The sequence below is a fragment of the Nitrosomonas sp. Nm84 genome, from assembly GCF_003201565.1.
GTDB lineage: Bacteria > Pseudomonadota > Gammaproteobacteria > Burkholderiales > Nitrosomonadaceae > Nitrosomonas.
In genome coordinates this window covers 1-16971 of record NZ_QJJP01000020.1, presented here as the reverse complement: position 1 = coordinate 16971, position 16971 = coordinate 1, and the positions used below count along the sequence as shown (strand labels likewise).

Genomic DNA, 16971 nt, shown 5'->3' with positions numbered 1-16971 from the left:
GATTAAGCGCAAAACTGCATGAAGTCCATGAGTTGCTGCAAGCTAATGTCATATCGTAAGAAAGAAGCGAAGTAAGTTCTCATTTGGTTTCTTGAGAAGCTCAGGACGTACGACAACGTTTGAATGATGTTCGAGATGAACACGCTGAATCAGACGTGTAGTTATCTTGTGCAAAATTTCCTAAAGAACAAACTGAGTCGAACTAGCGCTAATTTCTCTAATACTAGCAGCAGTGGTGTTTGCATTTTTCGCACTATTGCACGGTGAGACCTGGAGCATAGTATGCAGTATCGCTGACAATCTTGATTAATTAACCTACTGATTACTTTTGAATGAGAATCAAAAGGATGAAGCCTAACTGAAAAGAAAGGAATTTTTATATGCGAATTGAAATCAGTCTCAGCAGTGCAGCTAAACAAATGCGTACCGCATCGATTGCATTATTATTTGCCATCGGAATGGTTTTGCCGTGGGGAATGGCGCATGCCGGTGCTGTATTCATTCCACCTGTGGATAATCCGATCAAATGGCATCCCGGTCACTACGTGACACTCGTCAGTCCAGGCCCGAATAACCCCTGGTATATGAAACAAGTATATAGCGAGCTCAAAGAAACTCCAACACTACGAGGCATAACCATCCGCTACCGATGGTCAGAGCTGGAGTCTGCAAAAGGTGTCTATGATTTCTCCGCTATTGACGAGCATCTGAAAGAACTGACTATCCATAAAAAAAGACTTATCATCTTGCTGGAGTTAAAGTCATCAGTGGATTATCCGCAAGCAGAACTTGTGCCGGATTACGTAAAAGCGGGCACATTGTATGAAGGGGGGTTATTTCCTTACAGCGGTTGGCGTAGCACAGGCATTAAAGGATACGGCATCAAGTTGTGGAATCCGCTAGTGCGTGATCGCTTGGTTGCACTGATGCGTGAATTGGGGAGTCGCTTTAATTCTCATCCTTATTTTGAAGGCGTGGGTCTGACAGAGACTTCCATGGGTAAGCCATTAATCACGTTATCCAATGCTCAAATAGATGGCTATTACAATAATATTATCAGCATCAATCAGCAGATGCGTCAGCACTTTCCAAACACCATGGTATTTCAGTTCGTCAATTACCCGCGTCAACTTATTGCGTCATTCGTGAATAATATGAAAAAAACAGGAATAGCATTGGGTTGTCCGGATGTTTTTCTGGATGAGCCAGGATTGTTTTACGATGCAACTAGGAATCCGCCGGAAGGTATCTATAGTTACTATCCTGAACTTTCCGGGAAAATACCCCTGACGGTTCAAATAGAGAAAGCAAATTATGAAAATACTCGGTTTGATAGGAAAGGTTATCAGCCGACTATTTCCGAACTCCTGGCTTTTGCGCGGCACGAGTTGGATGTCAATTACATTTTCTGGACACGAAGTCCGGATTATTTTCCTAGCGTGTTAAAAGCGATGAGCTGGAAAAATCAAACGCGTGATGCTGCAGGTGGATTGAATGCAACTTGCCCCAGCACTTATTTTGCTTGTGTAGACTAGCCTGGATTATGGAATAGGTTTCTCGCTGCCTTGTTAGTCTGATATATTTTTCAGCTATTATTTTTGTTTTTCACCGTTCACCGTTACCTAAATTGAAGCGTTTATACCAGTCAGCAAAATCAGATGAAAAAAGAGACCGGATTCTGCAAGTTTTGGCAGGAATGCTGGAGCATCCTCAGCAAATAAAGATTACCACGGGTGCGTTAGCCGCTCAGTTGGGAATTTCAGAGTCCTCGATTTATCGCTGTTTTTCCAATAAGTCACAGATGTTTGAGGCGTTGATTGAGTTTATTGAGCAGACATTGTTTGTGCTGATTAACAATATCTTACAGGAAGAACAGTGTGGCATTAAGCGGATTGAAAATTTGCTGTTGTTGCTGTTGGGTTTTTCACAAAAAAATCCAGGTATGACGCGTATTCTGATTGGCGATGCGCTGGTCAATGAGACTGCGCACTTGCAATTGCGTATCAATCGGCTGCATGATCGTTTGGAAGCTACTTTAAAACAGGCATTACGGTTTGCAGTCGGTGAACGTCAAATAAATGCCAATTTGGATGTTGCGGTGCAGGCCAACTTATTCATGTGCTTTGTTATTGGCCGTTGGTATCAGTTTGTCAAAAGCGGATTCAGGCGTGACCCTCTGGTAAATTGGGAAGTACAGCGATTGATTTTATTGCCGCCACAGCTTCTTTAAAATTCGGAAACTGATTGCTCATTGAGTCGTAGTGTCTGTAGATGCCGCCGAATGACATACTGGACAGGCTGGATCTTTGTGTAACTTGATCGAGCGCCAGTTCATCGCGAGACTATCCAGTAATTGTAGACGACCACTCAGGCTTTCTCCGATATTTAACAAAATTTTTAATGTTTCCGCAGCTTGCATGCAGCCGATAATGCCAACCAATGGCGAAAATACACCCATGATTGCGCAAGGCATGTCTTCTTGTTCTCCATCGATTGCGGGATATAAACAGTGGTAACAGGGACTGTCGGCATGGCGTAAATCGAATACGCTGACTTGGCCGTTAAAACGCACGACGGCACCGGAAATCAGCGGTTTCTTATAGGCGACACAGGCTTGATTGATATGGTGGCGTGTGCTGAAGTTATCGCTGGCATCGACTACAGCATCGACTTCTGCAGCGAGCTGTAGCAGTTTCTCTGCGTCAACCTGTTCTTCGATTGTGATGACGTTGATTTCAGGGTTTATTCTGGCGAGTGATTGCTTTGCCGAGAGAACTTTTGCGAGACCGACTGAATCGCTGTTATGGATAATTTGCCGCTGCAGATTGGTCAGATCGACCTGATCACCGTCGCAGATGATCAAATTGCCAACTCCGCTGGCAGCAAGATACAGTGCTATGGGAGAACCTAAACCGCCGGCACCGACAATGAGTACGCGTGACTGATTGAGTTTTTCCTGCCCCGCAATATCGATTTGCGGTAGCAGGATATGACGACTATATCGGAGCAACTGGTTATCATTCACGATCCTTGAGATCAGCTATCGGTTTTTTCATCACTTTTTTTCTCGGGTGATGACGTAATGCCCTTAAAGTAATTCATGGCTTGAGTTAATAAGAGGTCTTCTGCAGAGCCAAATTCAATAGGAGTTCTATCTTTGTCCTTGTCTTTTTCTTTGTCTTTTTTATCTTTATTCTTTTTCTCTTTTTTGTCGCCGGCAGGTTTCAGTGCTGCTTTCTCAGCTTCAGAGGCGGTTTTTTTCTTTTCTGCTTTCTTGCCATTGGATAGGTGACGATTCAGATCTGCTTCACGCAAGCGCTGATCATCACCGTTATCTGTTTCATCCAGAATATCCGGTGTAATGCCTTGTGCCTGGATAGATTGACCATTGGGTGTGTAATAGCGCGCCGTAGTGAGTTTAATGGCGGTATTATTTCCTAACGGCAATATGGTTTGTACCGATCCTTTGCCAAAGGTCTGCGATCCCATTACGATAGAACGTTTATGATCTTGCAGGGCACCTGCTACGATTTCAGATGCTGAAGCGGAGCCTCCATTAACTAACGTAATCATCGGTACTGTCTTGACCTCAGAAGGGAGTCCTTTTAGGTAATCATCATCCGGTCCGCGCAGATAATACTCAGGGTTCGCGTGCAGCTTCATTTTGGCATCGGCGCTACGTCCTTCGGTGTAAACAACCAATGCATTTTCTGGCAGAAAAGCAGCAGATACGGCAACAGCACCATTGAGTAATCCGCCCGGGTCATTACGCAAGTCCAATATCAATCCTTTCATGGATCCGGTGTTTTCAGCAAACAGTGTTCTAATGGCTTGTGCCAGATTTTCACCGGTTTGTTCTTGAAATTGTGTGATGCGGATATAAGCGTAGCCAGGTTCAATCATTTTTGATTTGACACTCTGGATTTTGATGATGTCGCGTACTAAATTGAAAATTAGTGGCTCTGTTTCACCTTCACGCATAATGGTGATTTTTATCGAAGTCTTGGGTTTGCCACGCATGAGCTTGATCGCATCATTCAGTGTCATACCTTTGACCACCGTGTCATCCAGTTTAACAATCAGGTCGCCGGTTTTGATACCTGCACGAAATGCGGGTGTATCTTCAATCGGCGAGATGACTTTTACCACACCGTCTTCCATGGTGACCTGAATGCCTAGCCCGCCGAACTCACCTTGTGTGCCGATTTGCAATTCTTTGTAATCGTCTTTGTCGAGATAGGATGAATGAGGGTCCAGTCCAACTAGCATGCCATTGATAGCTTCAGTAATGAGCTTCTTGTCTTCTACAGATTCGACGTAATCGCTTTTGATGCGACCGAATACTTGGGCGAATGTGCGCAATTCTTCGATTGGCAGCGGATGAATTGCTTCTATGCTGTCTTTTTTGGCAATCGCAGAGAAATTCAGACTGAGCATCATTCCAGTGATTATGCCAATTAGAATTAGGCCTGTTTTTTTAATTCCGTTACTCATGATGCTATCTCCGCATTAATCGAATTTATGAAGATGTATTTTACGATTACTCTATTTTTATCCACGTCAAAGGGTCAAATGGCTTGCCTTTATGACGAAGTTCAAAGTATAAACCTGAATCTGCATTACCACCGCTATTTCCAACGATTGCAATTGTATCGCCTCCGCGAATAATATTGCCCACTTGTTTTTGAAGTGTTGCATTATTACCATAAAGGCTCATATATCCGCCGCCATGATCTAAGATAATCAGATTACCGAAGCCTCTCAACCAATCCGCAAATACCACCCTTCCCTCAGAGATAGCTTTTACATCATTACCGATAGATGATTGAATAAACAATCCTTTCCATGTCACATGCTTACCTGAGCGTTGACCACCAAAGCTATTCATAAGTTTCCCGCGCACTGGTAAATTTAATTTGCCTTTGAGTGATAAGAAAGGAATGCCTGCTGTAGAAGTATCGGGGAGCTTGTTGTTAATCGACGCGCCCCTGGGTTTTTCTTGAACTAGCAATTTATTGATTTCATTGACCAAGTTGGTTATGCGTTTTTCATCATTCTCCAGCTTGTTAATTTCTTGTTGTTGTTGGGTAATTTGCCCGGATATCTGTGAAAGCATGGTCTGATGCTTATTTTTCTCTTGTTCAAGTTTTTTTCGTTGCGCGAAATATTCGGTTTGAATAGTAGTGATTTCTTCTTTCTTTTGGCGACTAGCCTGAGTCAATGCTGCTATTTTGTATTGATTATTTTGAAGGTTTTCAATACTCCCCGAGTAAGCAAGTGAAAGCTGTTTGTAATAATGAATATCTCTGGCGATTTGATTAGGATCTTGCTGCTTCAGCATTAATTGCAGATAGTCTTGCCGTCCTCCTAAGTATTGTCGATAGAGTAGCTGCTCTAATTGATTGCGTTCTATCTGAATTTCGTTGTCAGTTTGCTGATACTGTGTTTGTAATTGTTTGAAATCCTCATTGGCCTGCCGGTCATGCTCAATGAGTTTGGTCAATCTGTGATTTATCGTGTTGATCGCACGCTCAGTTTCCTGCACTGCATCTGATGTTTTTTGCTTTAGAGTTTCTTTATTTGCCAGTTCTTTTTGCAATAATTGGATACGTTCACGTAATGTTTTGAGACTTTCCTGATTATCCGAGAAAGCTGAGAGTGGATAGAGAGAAGCCAAAGCGAAAATCAGCATTAATTTGAGGTATTGAAAGTAAATAAAATTAAACGTACTGATTTCCAAGCATGATTTTTTCAAGATAATACGTTTGTTCGTGAATAAGTGAGCTGATAAATACTTTAAATTTTTGCCTTGCCCTGATTAGCCACAATCTGCATCGCTTCCTGAATTTCTGCTTGGTTTCCCAAATAATAGTTTTTAATTGGCTGCATATTGTCATCAAGTTCATAAACCAGTGGAATGCCGGTAGGTATATTGCAGTTTAGAATTTCTTCTTCAGACATGTTATCCAAATACTTTACAAGTGCTCGTAATGAATTACCATGCGCTGCAATGATGACATTTTTACCTGCTTGAACTTGTGGTGCGATGGTTGTATTCCAATAAGGTAAAAATCTTGCAACAGTATCTTTGAGACATTCAGTCAAAGGTATATCGTCGAGAGCTAGATTTTTATAACGAGGATCAGCGCCTGGGTAACGATCATCATCGGTGGTTAATGCAGGCGGTCTAGTATCATAGCTACGGCGCCAAATTAAGACCTGCTCATCGCCGTATTTGGCAGCGATTTCAGCTTTGTTCAATCCTTGCAGTGAACCATAATGTCGTTCATTCAGTCGCCAAGTGTGTTGAATCGGAATCCACATCTGGTCCATTTCGTCAAGCGCTATCCATAGCGTGCGGATGGCGCGCTTGAGAACTGATGTGTAGGCAATATCAAATCTATATCCCTGTTCTTGTAGAAGTCGCCCAGCATTTTTGGCTTCCTGTAAGCCTTTGGGTGTTAAGTCGACGTCTGTCCAACCAGTAAAACGATTTTCTTTATTCCAAGTACTTTCTCCATGTCGTAGGAGAACAATTTTCTTCATAGTTATCTTTTCGTGAAAAAGGAGATGATTATCAGGTAAGTGAGAGCCACTGATAGGGTGATATTTTATTATATTTTATTGGGGAATGCAGCATCTGACTGATTTTCTGTGCGAATATTTATGGGTAATATACATTTTTGTGGAAAATGATATAGCGGAAATGTCGAATGATTATGCATTTGTATGCATAATGTTAATATGCGCAGGTTTGGTTGGTGAGATTCATTGGATCTTTATGTGTCTGCGATTTTTCAATTTCGTTTCTGATAAAATTAACATTTAAATAATAGAATAAAACTATATGGACTTATCATTGTTTCAAGACCATTTTCTTCTTAAGCTGGAGAACTTGTTGTTTGTGATTACAGCTGTGATCAGCGGCTTATTATTATTATGGCCATTGATATCACAGCGTGGTATCAAGGAGATAGATACACGCGTTGCTATCCAATTAATCAATCATCAAGACGCATTGGTGCTCGATGTGCGTGATGACAGTGAATATGCCGCGGGCCATTTGCCTAACTCAAGACACATTCCATCTGAAAAGATAGAGGAGCGTTGGATTGAGATACAAAAATTTAAGGAGAAACCTATTGTAATCATATATCGTAGCGGTATTCGATCAAATCGCGCAAGCGTGGTTCTTAAAAAGAATGGATTTGCTCAGGTATTTAATCTAATGGGAGGAATTGATACCTGGAAACGCGCAAACTTGCCTATCGTCAAGCGCTAAAGGAAGCTATGGCAAAGGTTATTATGTACACAACCGGTTTTTGCCCTTATTGCAAGATGGCGGAAAATTTGCTGCGTGCTAAAGGAGTTCAGGATATTGAGAAAATCCGTATTGATCTGGAGCCAGCGCAACGTGCTGAGATGATGGATAAAACAGGCCGTCGTACGGTGCCACAGATTTACATCGGAGAAAGACATGTTGGTGGCTATGATGATTTAACGCAGCTCGATCGTAAGGGTGAGTTGTTGGCGTTGCTTGCAACTTGATCGCATGATTGAAGTGAGTGTAGGTTACTTCTTAATTAAATATACTTGGTAGATAAATATGAATGAACAACTGCAACCGGTTTTTGCCATAGAGAAGATTTATGTAAAAGATTTATCTGTGGAAATTCCTAATGCCCCCAATATTTTCTTGGAGAGAGACACCCCCGAGATTAATATGCAGCTCGGAGGTAAGAATCAGAGTATCGATGAAGGATTGTATGAAGTGCTGTTAACTGTGACGGTAACCGCAAAGATTAAAGACAAAATTATGTTTTTGGTTGAAGTGCAGCAAGCAGGTATTTTTCGTATTCGTAATTTGTCCGATGAAGAGATTGATCCTGTATTAGGGATCGGATGTCCCAATATTCTTTTTCCTTATTTGCGCGAGGTTGTATCGGATATTGTGACACGAGCCGGTTTCCCTCCCGTAATTCTCAGTCCAGTAAATTTTGAAGCTGTCTATCATCAGAAAAAGGCAGAGACCAATCAAAACTAGAAAAGAACCGAAAATCGTAGAAGGTAAAGATGTCGATGCGAAAAAGCTTGTTGTATAAGTTATTGAGATTAATAAGCCGGGGGCGCGTGCTAGCGACAGGCGTTTTGCTATGTGTGTCTAGCTATGTAATGGCAGAGATCGAATATTCCTCGATCGCTGAGAATGCGGTCATTATGTATGACGCACCGTCTCTTAGAGCTGATAAGTTGTATGTGGCGAGCCTGTATCTTCCGGTTGAGATTGTGGTAAACGTTGAAGGCTGGGCAAAAGTGCGCGATAGTAGCGGCAGTCTTGCTTGGGTTGAGAAGAAGGCATTAAGTCCGCAACGCTATGTGGTTGTGACAGTGCCGTTGGCTGATATACATCAGTCAGCTGATATGAGTTCAACGCTGGTTTTTCAAGCGGAAGAGAATATCGTTATGGAGTGGCTGGATTCTGATGCGCAGGGCTGGGTGAAAGTGCGTCATTCTGATGGGCAAACTGGTTATGTCAAAGTCAGTCAGGTTTGGGGTTCATGAGAATTGCTGTATTGGGTGCAGGTGCATGGGGTTCGGCATTAGCGATCAGTTTATCGGCACGTCATCAAATCAGGCTGTGGACGAAGGATCCGGATCATGCAATTGAAATAGATAAGCATCGAATTAATCAAAGTTTCTTGCCGGGCCATGTATTACCAGAATCTTTGCAAATTACAGCAGTACTCAATGAAGCGTTAGACGGGGTAGATCTTGCTTTAATCGTTGTGCCTATTGTAGGTTTACGTGAGACTCTGCGTGCGATTGTTGCAAGCAAAATTAAAGTGCCTGTCATATGGGGATGCAAGGGATTTGAATCAGAATCTTCCAAATTGCCTCACCAAGTAGTTGAAGAAGAATATTCCGACATATTGCCATACTGTGGTGTGTTATCCGGTCCCAGCTTCGCGGAAGAAGTAGCGCAAGGTCTGCCCACTGCATTAACATTAGCGTCTAAGGATGCTGATTTTTCCAGCAAAGTAGCTTCTGAATTACATAGCCCAAGATTACGTATTTATACCAGCCAGGATGTCATTGGTGTGGAAACAGGTGGTGCGATAAAGAATGTTATTACTATCGCAGCAGGCATCTCTGATGGTATTGGATTTGGACATAATGCACGTGCAGCATTGATAACGCGCGGATTGATGGAAATTACCCGCTTAGGGCTCGGTTTGGGTGGAAGTATGAAAACCTTTATGGGATTGGCTGGGGTTGGTGATTTAATTCTTACGAGTACTGGGGACCTGTCGCGAAATCGGCAAGTAGGATTGATGCTGGCAGATGGAAAGTCATTGCATGATATTTTGAATGAATTAGGGCATGTTGCTGAAGGGGTGCATACGGCAAGATCGGTGTTGCAATTAGGTAATCGATTGCATATTGAAATGCCGATAACACAAGCAGTTTGCAGTATCCTTCATGAAGGCGTGCCGGCTAGGAATGCTGTTGAAGTGTTGTTAAATCGTGAACAGAAAACAGAAATTTATTAATACGAAATTAATTGACAGAACTTCAAGTAGTTTGTGGATTTGATAACTAGTTATTTGTTTTTATGAAGTTATATAATTTATATTAATGAGTGGTGCTTACTAAAATTAACGCGATGGCGAAATCAATAAGGTAACGGAAACCCTTAATTTGCTTGACCAGGCGTTGACGGCTTGATATAAGAACGCTTGCAGTACTTGCTTGTGATTTAATTACCATTAACTTAGAAGGGGAATTATATGAACAAATCCGAACTTATTGAAGCTATCGCAAAATCAGCTAAAATTTCCAAAGCCTCTGCGGGTAGTGCATTGGATGGAGCATTATCTGCAATAAAAGGAGCGCTTAAAAAGAATGAAAGTGTAACTCTGGTCGGATTTGGGACTTTTAAAGTAGGTACTAGAGCTGCTCGCACAGGTCGTAATCCACGCACAGGTGCTGCCATTAAAATCAAGGCAGCAAAGGTTCCTAAATTCAGTGCTGGTAAAGCACTCAAAGATGCAGTAAACTAGCGGACTTTATGACTGGGTGCTTAGCTCAGCTGGTAGAGCGTCGCCCTTACAAGGCGAATGTCGGCGGTTCGATCCCGTCAGCACCCACCAGTCAAATAATTAGTTCTAGGAGTGGTAGTTCAGTTGGTTAGAATACCGGCCTGTCACGCCGGGGGTCGCGGGTTCGAGTCCCGTCCACTCCGCCAAAAATGTCAGTTTTGATACAATAGAAATTCTTCAATTTTATTTTTTAGTATTCTCAGGCTTTAATTGTGTTTGATTTCGTCAATCGTAAGAAACGTGTCGTTCAGGTCATCATGGGCTTGGCAGTATTGCCTTTTTTATTTTGGGGCGTTGAGTCGTACCGTGATCAGGGTGGCGAAGGCTATGTCGCAATAGTTGACGGCGAAGAGATACCGCGCCGCGAGTATGAGCAAGCATTGCGTGATCATCATGAGAGAATGCGTGGCATGTTGGGTGCAAATTTTGACAGTGCAATGCTGGATACTTTCGAAGTAAGAAACTCGGTTTTGGAAAGATTGATTCAACAACGATTGTTGAATAGAGAAGCTGTTAGTAATGGATTTATTGTTCTGGATTCACAGCTAGTAAAGACAATTCGTGATATACCCGCATTTCAGAAGGATAGTAAGTTTTCTAAGCAGCAATATGAGGAGTTGTTGCGTGCTCAGGGACTTACTCCTGCAGTATTTGAATCGCGTGTGCGCCAGGAACTCTTATTACAGCAATTACTGGATGGTTATAGCGAGAATGGATTTGCACCAAAGGCTGTTGCTGAAAGAGTGAGGTATTTAAGTGAGGTGCAGCGTGAAATTAGTCAATTGCAAATTGAACCGGAGCAGTTTTTATCACAAGTAATACCAGCAGAAGCAGCTATTGACGCTTATTATGAGAAACATAAGGCGGATTTTCATCTGCCTGAACGTGCTCGAGTTGAGTATCTGGTTCTATCATTGGATGCGGTAGCTAAGAATGAAGCGGTAAGCGATGAAGCAATCAATGCATATTTTACGGAACATGGCGACGAATTCAGTCAACCTGAAGAGCGGAAAGCTAGTCATATTTTGATTAGTTTGCCGGTTGGTGCATCGGAAGATGAAAAACAAATAGCGCGAAAAAAGGCAGAAAATTTATTAGAACAAGTTAAACAGAATCCAGAGCAATTTGCGGAGATTGCAAAGGAGCATTCGGATGATTCTGGTTCGGCGACTTTGGGTGGAGATCTTGGTTTCTTTGGTCGTGGCGTCATGGTGAAATCATTTGAGGATGAAATTTTCTCGATGCAACTGGATGAAATCAGTGATATTGTGGAAACGGATTTTGGTTTGCATGTAATAAAATTAACTGACATTAAGGAAGAAAAACGTTCGACTCTGGAAGACGTGCGAGAGCAGATTGCGGATAAGCTCAAAATACAGATGGCAGGCAGTGTTTTTGGAGAAATTGCTGAAGATTTTGGTAATGCGGTTTATGAGCAAAGCGATAGCCTTCAATCGGCGGCGGAAAAATTTGAGTTAACGATACAACAAAGTGACTGGATCACAAGAAGTTCTACAGAACCGTCGATTCTTGCTAATGAAAAGCTGTTGTCAGCCATTTTTTTAGAAGATACAGTTTCCAAGCAGCGTAATACTGAAGCTATAGAAATAAAGCCAGATACATTTGTGTCGGCTCGTATTATTGAGCATAAACCAGCCACTGCCCAATCACTCATGGTGGTTAAGGATCAAATTGTTGAGAAGCTTAAGATGCAAATGGCTAAAGCCGAAGCAATCGAGGAAGGAGAGGCGAAGCTTGCACGCCTGCAAGCTGGTGGGGATAGTAGTATTGATGTTGAATGGACTGAAGCAAAGCAGATTTCTTATATGCAATCACAAGGGGTGGATCATGAAACCTTGCGCGCAATCTTTAGAGCACAAGTGAATAATCTACCTGCTTATGTAGGTGCAGTTAGCCCGAGCGGTGGATTTAGTCTGATACGAATTAGTAAAGTCACAGAGCCGAAATTTACAGAAGAAATGAATCTTAATAATTTTAATAAGCAACTGCAGCAAATGATTACTCAAGAAGAAATTTCTTCTTATTTTTCAGTGCTTAGAAAGCAGTATGAGGTAAAGGTTAAACAAGATAATTTCTAAGTCTAATTGATGAGATCAAATGCGACGGTATTAAAGCCGGCGTCTACATAAGTAATTTCTCCGGTAATACCACTGGCCAAGTCGCTGCATAAGAAAGCAGCAACATTACCTACTTCGTCTGTTGTAACGTTACGCCGTAATGGTGAAACTTTCTCAGTATAACCTAGTAATTTTCCGAAATTTCCAATACCGGCAGCAGCGAGGGTTTTGATAGGTCCAGCAGATATAGCGTTTACACGTATTCCTTTGGGGCCTAAACTGGAAGCCATGAAGCGAACATTGGCTTCCAAGCTGGCTTTAGCCAGCCCCATGACATTGTAGTTTGGCATGACCCGTACTGCACCCAGATAGCTTAACGTCAGAAGTGAAGCGTTTCTGTTTTGCATCAATGGTAGGGCTGCTTTAGCAAGCGCGGAGAAACTGTATGCGCTAATATCGTGTGCAATGCGAAAAGCCTCTCTATTGACGCTTTCCAAGTAATCGCCCGTTAATGCCTCACGTGGTGCAAAAGCAATCGAGTGGATAATGCAATCCAGTCCATCCCAATGTTTCTGTAAGTTCTCAAAGCATCGGGCGATTTCGTTATCGTTCGCTACATCACAAGGAAATAACAAGTTGCTGTCAAATTCAGCGGCTAACTTCTCAACTCGCTCACGTATATCTTCTCCTTGATAGGTAAATGCCAGCGCCGCTCCTTCGCGCTTCATGGCTTTGGCGATACCGTAAGCGATTGAGCGATTGCTGAGAAGACCGGTGATGAGTACACGTTTGTCCGCGAGAAACCCCATAAAATTTCCTTGTAAAATTTAGAGAATTAACGAATTATAGCTGAAGGACAAGAAAAGTGGCGTTGTGTGAGAGAAGATATGTGCGATGCACATTTCTTAAGATAAGTTAATTTAGATGGACTTTATTTATTACAATGAGAAAAGTAGTTAATACATCTTGGTTGTTAATGTTATTGATAGCCTTACTATCCGCTTGCGGTGAACATAGCTGGAATAATCCATACGCTACAACCGATGCTGGAAAGAATGTCCTTTATAATGTATTTAGTGAGCGTCCCAAGCATCTTGATCCGGTGCAGTCCTATAGTTCCAATGAGATTCAATTTACTGCACAGATTTATGAGCCTCCATTGCAATATCATTACTTAAAACGCCCTTTCGCATTAATTCCGGCAACCGCAAAGGAAATTCCTGTCGCAAAGTATTTCGACGCTGAAGATAATCAGTTGCCGGATAATACGCGAGCCGCCGATATTGCTTATAGCATTTATGAAATTTCAGTCAAACCGGGAATTTTCTTTCAGCCTCATCCAGCATTTGCAAAAAATGAGCAGGGTGATTGGTTTTATCATAATCTGAGTGATCAAGAGTTGGCAGCGATATTTAAGTTATCTGATTTTTCTCAAACGGATACACGTGAGCTAACAGCAGAGGACTATGTATACCAAATTAAGCGTCTGGCGCATCCGAGATTGCATTCGCCGATCTATGGACTCATGGCGGACTATATAGTGGGGCTTGCGGATTATGCGCATGCATTAAAGCAAGCCGATCAAGAGCGATCTCAAGGAAAAACATATCTCGATCTAAGAGATTATCCATTAGAGGGGGCACAAGTGGTCGATACCTATACCTACCATATAAAAATAAAAGGTAAGTATCCACAATTTCTTTATTGGCTGGCCATGCCTTTTTTCGCACCCATTCCTTGGGAGGCTGATCAGTTTTATTCTCAGAAGGGGTTGATACAAAGAAATATTACATTGGATTGGTATCCGATTGGTACGGGTCCTTATATGCTCACTGAAAATAATCCCAATCTGAGGATGGTATTAGAAAAAAATCCAAATTTTCATGGCGAATACTATCCAATGGAGGGTATGCCGGGTGATCAAGAAAATGGTTTGTTGGTCGATGCGGGTAAAGAATTGCCATTTATCGACAAAATTATTTTTACCCGGGAAAAAGAAAGTATTCCGCGGTGGAATAAGTTCTTGCAAGGCTATTATGATGCTACCGGAATTGGTTCAGATAGTTTTGATCAAGCCGTGCAGTTGGTCGGCCAAGGGGAGGCGACAGTAACGGAAGAAATGGCGGTACAGGGAATCAGGTTGGAGACAACTGTGGCGGTATCAACATATTATATGGGTTTTAATATGTTGGATCCGATTGTCGGCGGAAGTAATGAGCGTCAACGCGAGTCGGCTAGAAAGTTGCGACAGGCAATTTCGATCGCTGTGGATTATGAAGAGTTTATTTCAATTTTTGCAAATGGTCGCGGTTTACCGGCACAAAGCCCTATTGCACCAGGTATTGCGGGTTATCGCGATGGAGCGGAAGGTATTAACTCAGTAGTATATGATTGGATCAATGGCCAGCCGCAGCGCAAATCAATTCGAGCGGCAAAGGCTTTATTGGCGAAAGCGGGCTATCCAAATGGAATAGATCAGAGGACAGGTGCGCCATTGATCCTGCATTTTGACGTAACCGCACGTAGTTCAGAAGATAGGTCTAAGCTCGACTGGATGCGTAAGCAATTCCAGAAATTAAATATACAGCTGATTGTTAGAAGTACGGATTACAATCGCTTCCAAGATAAAATCCGCAAAGGCAATGCGCAGATTTTTGAATGGGGTTGGAACGCAGATTATCCTGATCCGGAAAATTTTCTGTTTTTACTGTATGGGCCACAACGGAAAGTAGGTAATAATGGTGAGAATGCTGCCAACTATGATAATACAGAATATAATCAATTGTTTGAGCGGATGAAGAATATGGAAGATGGATCGGAGCGGCAACAAATAATTGATCGTATGTTGGAGATACTGCGATACGATGCTCCTTGGTTGTGGGGTTATCATCCAAAAGATTATGGGTTGTATCATTCCTGGTATCAAAATGTGAAGCCGAACAGAATATCCAATAACAACGTAAAGTATTTCAAGATTGATGCAAACCTGAGGGAACAAAAACGCCGCGACTGGAATGGACCGGTGTTGTGGCCAATTGCATTGACGGTAGTTATGCTGATAATCAGTTTTATTCCGGCAGTAATGATTTTTCGTCGTCGTGAAAGCAGTACCGCGGTTAGCGGTGCGATATCATCTTAAAGTGATGAACAATTACGATGCTTAACTATATTCTTCGGCGTATTCTGTATGCAATACCGATTCTTATCGGTGTCAATCTCCTTACATTCACTTTGTTTTTTGTGGTGAATACGCCTGACGATATGGCGCGAATGCAACTGGGCATTAAATATGTTACACCTGAAGCTATAGAAAAATGGAAAACCGAGCGAGGTTATGATAAGCCACTACTTTTGAATCATAAAGAAGAGAAATGGAGAAAGTTAACTGAGACAATTTTCTTTGAAAAATCAGTGACGATGTTTATATTCAATTTTGGACAAGCAGATGACGGACGTGATATTACGCAAGAGATCAAGTCACGTATGATGCCCAGTTTGGCTATTGCACTACCCGTATTTGTCTTGGGATTAATTGTATACATCACTTGTGCATTATTGATGGTTTTTTTTCGTGCTACTTACATCGATTTCTGGGGAGTGGTACTATGCGTTGCGCTAATGTCGATTTCCAGCTTATTTTATATTATTTCCGGGCAATTTTTAGTGAGTAAGCTTTGGCATCTGGTACCTATCTCAGGTTATGGCAGTGGATTGAGTGCCGGGAAATTTTTATTATTACCCATTATTATAGGTATAGTGAGCAGTGCTGGATCCAGTACCCGCTGGTACCGCACAATTTTTCTGGAAGAAATGAATAAAGAATATGTGCGTACGGCCAGAGCAAAAGGATTGTCTGAACACATTGTTTTGTTTAGGCACGTACTAAAGAATGCAATGATTCCAATTTTAACAGGCGCGGTTGTGGTGGTGCCATTATTATTTTTGGGCAGTTTGCTAGTTGAGTCTTTTTTTGGTATACCGGGGCTAGGAAGTTATACTATTGATGCAATCAATTCACAGGATTTTGCGATTGTAAGAGCGATGGTTTTTTTGGGTTCAATGCTTTATATCGTTGGTTTAATCCTGACGGATATATCTTATACATTTGTCGACCCAAGAATACGATTGTCATAAATGATGATATGATCCTCGAGTACTGATGTAAAGTATGCGACAAATCAATTCGAGCTATGAAATGTGAAGAGAATAGCTTGGTCATAAGTTTTACATTGTTTTCAATCTAAAACTAGATTGACTTATAAGTGCAATGTATTCATAATTGCCAGTTTCGTTCGGAGGGGTTCCCGAGCGGTCAAAGGGATCAGACTGTAAATCTGACGGCTCTGCCTTCGAAGGTTCGAATCCTTCCCCCTCCACCAAGTTTTTGATTAGCACAATATTATTAGATTGTTGTGGAAGCGAGGGAAGCCTGTCTTAATTGATGGTTTTGTCTCTTTGTATTTGGTAGACGCGGGTGTAGCTCAATGGTAGAGCAGAAGCCTTCCAAGCTTACGACGAGGGTTCGATTCCCTTCACCCGCTCCAGTTTGATGGGTTAAAGGTTGTTTATGCTTGCCCATGTAGCTCAGTGGTAGAGCACTCCCTTGGTAAGGGAGAGGTCGCCAGTTCAATTCTGGCCATGGGCTCCATAGGTGGTTGTATAGTAGATTGGTATGGTTAAAGCACGTAAAAGGGGAACAGGTCATGGCAAAAAGTAAATTTGAGCGATCGAAGCCACACGTAAATGTTGGGACGATAGGTCACGTGGATCATGGAAAGACGACGCTGACAGCG

At 42.1% G+C, this 16971-nt stretch carries 17 protein-coding genes and 5 tRNA genes; 17 read left to right on the top strand and 5 right to left on the bottom strand.

Annotation, left to right across the window (positions count from 1 at the left end):
* The first annotated feature begins 380 nt into the window (after positions 1–380).
* On the top strand, positions 381–1535 hold the full coding sequence (locus C8R34_RS10700) for a glycoside hydrolase (protein ID WP_110340547.1): 1155 nt from the start codon (positions 381–383) through the stop codon (positions 1533–1535).
* 92 nt (positions 1536–1627) lie between these two features.
* The gene (slmA, locus tag C8R34_RS10695; protein ID WP_110340545.1) at positions 1628–2230 is read left to right on the top strand and encodes a nucleoid occlusion factor SlmA; all 603 of its coding nucleotides are present in this window, start codon (positions 1628–1630) and stop codon (positions 2228–2230) included.
* 18 nt (positions 2231–2248) lie between these two features.
* Here slmA and C8R34_RS10690 read toward each other — a convergent pair whose 3' ends face one another.
* From C8R34_RS10690 to gpmA, 4 genes are read right to left on the bottom strand one after another with little or no spacing between them, the layout of a single operon-like run.
* Positions 2249–3025, bottom strand: a complete 777-nt coding sequence (locus tag C8R34_RS10690; protein ID WP_110340543.1) for a molybdopterin-synthase adenylyltransferase MoeB — start codon at positions 3023–3025, stop codon at positions 2249–2251.
* Between the two features lie 11 nt (positions 3026–3036).
* Positions 3037–4494, bottom strand: coding sequence for a S41 family peptidase (locus tag C8R34_RS10685; RefSeq protein WP_110340541.1), 1458 nt, complete (start codon positions 4492–4494; stop codon positions 3037–3039).
* 46 nt (positions 4495–4540) lie between these two features.
* Positions 4541–5740: a murein hydrolase activator EnvC gene (locus C8R34_RS10680; protein WP_258364463.1), complete on the bottom strand. Its 1200-nt coding sequence runs from the start codon at positions 5738–5740 to the stop codon at positions 4541–4543.
* 56 nt (positions 5741–5796) lie between these two features.
* Positions 5797–6546: a 2,3-diphosphoglycerate-dependent phosphoglycerate mutase gene (gene gpmA, locus C8R34_RS10675; RefSeq protein ID WP_110340539.1), complete on the bottom strand. Its 750-nt coding sequence runs from the start codon at positions 6544–6546 to the stop codon at positions 5797–5799.
* A 358-nt stretch (positions 6547–6904) separates the two neighbouring features.
* On the opposite strand from gpmA, the gene C8R34_RS10665 reads away from it, so the two are divergent.
* From C8R34_RS10665 to C8R34_RS10625, 9 genes are all read left to right on the top strand, one after another.
* Positions 6905–7282, top strand: a complete 378-nt coding sequence (locus tag C8R34_RS10665) for a rhodanese-like domain-containing protein (RefSeq protein WP_309146188.1) — start codon at positions 6905–6907, stop codon at positions 7280–7282.
* 8 nt (positions 7283–7290) lie between these two features.
* Positions 7291–7548 (top strand): glutaredoxin 3, encoded by a 258-nt coding sequence (gene grxC / locus C8R34_RS10660; RefSeq protein WP_110340533.1) that lies wholly within the window; start codon positions 7291–7293, stop codon positions 7546–7548.
* Between the two features lie 58 nt (positions 7549–7606).
* Entirely contained in the window at positions 7607–8044 is a 438-nt protein-coding gene (gene secB / locus C8R34_RS10655; protein ID WP_110340531.1) for a protein-export chaperone SecB, read from the top strand.
* 113 nt (positions 8045–8157) lie between these two features.
* Positions 8158–8562, top strand: coding sequence for an SH3 domain-containing protein (locus C8R34_RS10650; RefSeq protein ID WP_309146186.1), 405 nt, complete (start codon positions 8158–8160; stop codon positions 8560–8562).
* Positions 8559–9551 (top strand): NAD(P)H-dependent glycerol-3-phosphate dehydrogenase, encoded by a 993-nt coding sequence (locus C8R34_RS10645; RefSeq protein ID WP_110340529.1) that lies wholly within the window; start codon positions 8559–8561, stop codon positions 9549–9551. The genes C8R34_RS10650 and C8R34_RS10645 overlap by 4 nt, the downstream gene beginning before the upstream one ends.
* 237 nt (positions 9552–9788) lie before the next feature.
* The gene (locus C8R34_RS10640; protein ID WP_110340527.1) at positions 9789–10061 is read left to right on the top strand and encodes an HU family DNA-binding protein; all 273 of its coding nucleotides are present in this window, start codon (positions 9789–9791) and stop codon (positions 10059–10061) included.
* 14 nt (positions 10062–10075) lie between these two features.
* Positions 10076–10151 (top strand) — tRNA-Val (locus tag C8R34_RS10635).
* A gap of 18 nt (positions 10152–10169) precedes the next feature.
* Positions 10170–10246 (top strand) — tRNA-Asp (locus C8R34_RS10630).
* A 66-nt stretch (positions 10247–10312) separates the two neighbouring features.
* Positions 10313–12199, top strand: coding sequence for a SurA N-terminal domain-containing protein (locus C8R34_RS10625; protein WP_110340525.1), 1887 nt, complete (start codon positions 10313–10315; stop codon positions 12197–12199).
* 2 nt (positions 12200–12201) lie between these two features.
* Here C8R34_RS10625 and fabI read toward each other — a convergent pair whose 3' ends face one another.
* The gene (fabI, locus tag C8R34_RS10620) at positions 12202–12987 is read right to left on the bottom strand and encodes an enoyl-ACP reductase FabI (RefSeq protein WP_110340523.1); all 786 of its coding nucleotides are present in this window, start codon (positions 12985–12987) and stop codon (positions 12202–12204) included.
* A gap of 134 nt (positions 12988–13121) precedes the next feature.
* Between fabI and C8R34_RS10615 the strand changes: the two genes are divergently transcribed.
* From C8R34_RS10615 to C8R34_RS10590, 6 genes are all read left to right on the top strand, one after another.
* Entirely contained in the window at positions 13122–15317 is a 2196-nt protein-coding gene (locus tag C8R34_RS10615; RefSeq protein ID WP_110340521.1) for an ABC transporter substrate-binding protein, read from the top strand.
* Positions 15318–15334: 17 nt separating this feature from the next.
* A complete protein-coding gene (locus C8R34_RS10610; RefSeq protein ID WP_110340520.1) occupies positions 15335–16312 on the top strand; it encodes an ABC transporter permease in 978 nt (325 codons plus the stop codon).
* Positions 16313–16472: 160 nt separating this feature from the next.
* Positions 16473–16557, top strand: a tRNA-Tyr gene (locus C8R34_RS10605).
* 91 nt (positions 16558–16648) lie between these two features.
* Positions 16649–16722, top strand: a tRNA-Gly gene (locus tag C8R34_RS10600).
* A 29-nt stretch (positions 16723–16751) separates the two neighbouring features.
* Positions 16752–16826 (top strand) — tRNA-Thr (locus C8R34_RS10595).
* 55 nt (positions 16827–16881) lie between these two features.
* Positions 16882–16971: GTP-binding protein (locus tag C8R34_RS10590; protein WP_074720022.1), on the top strand; the 90-nt coding region annotated here is incomplete at its 3' end.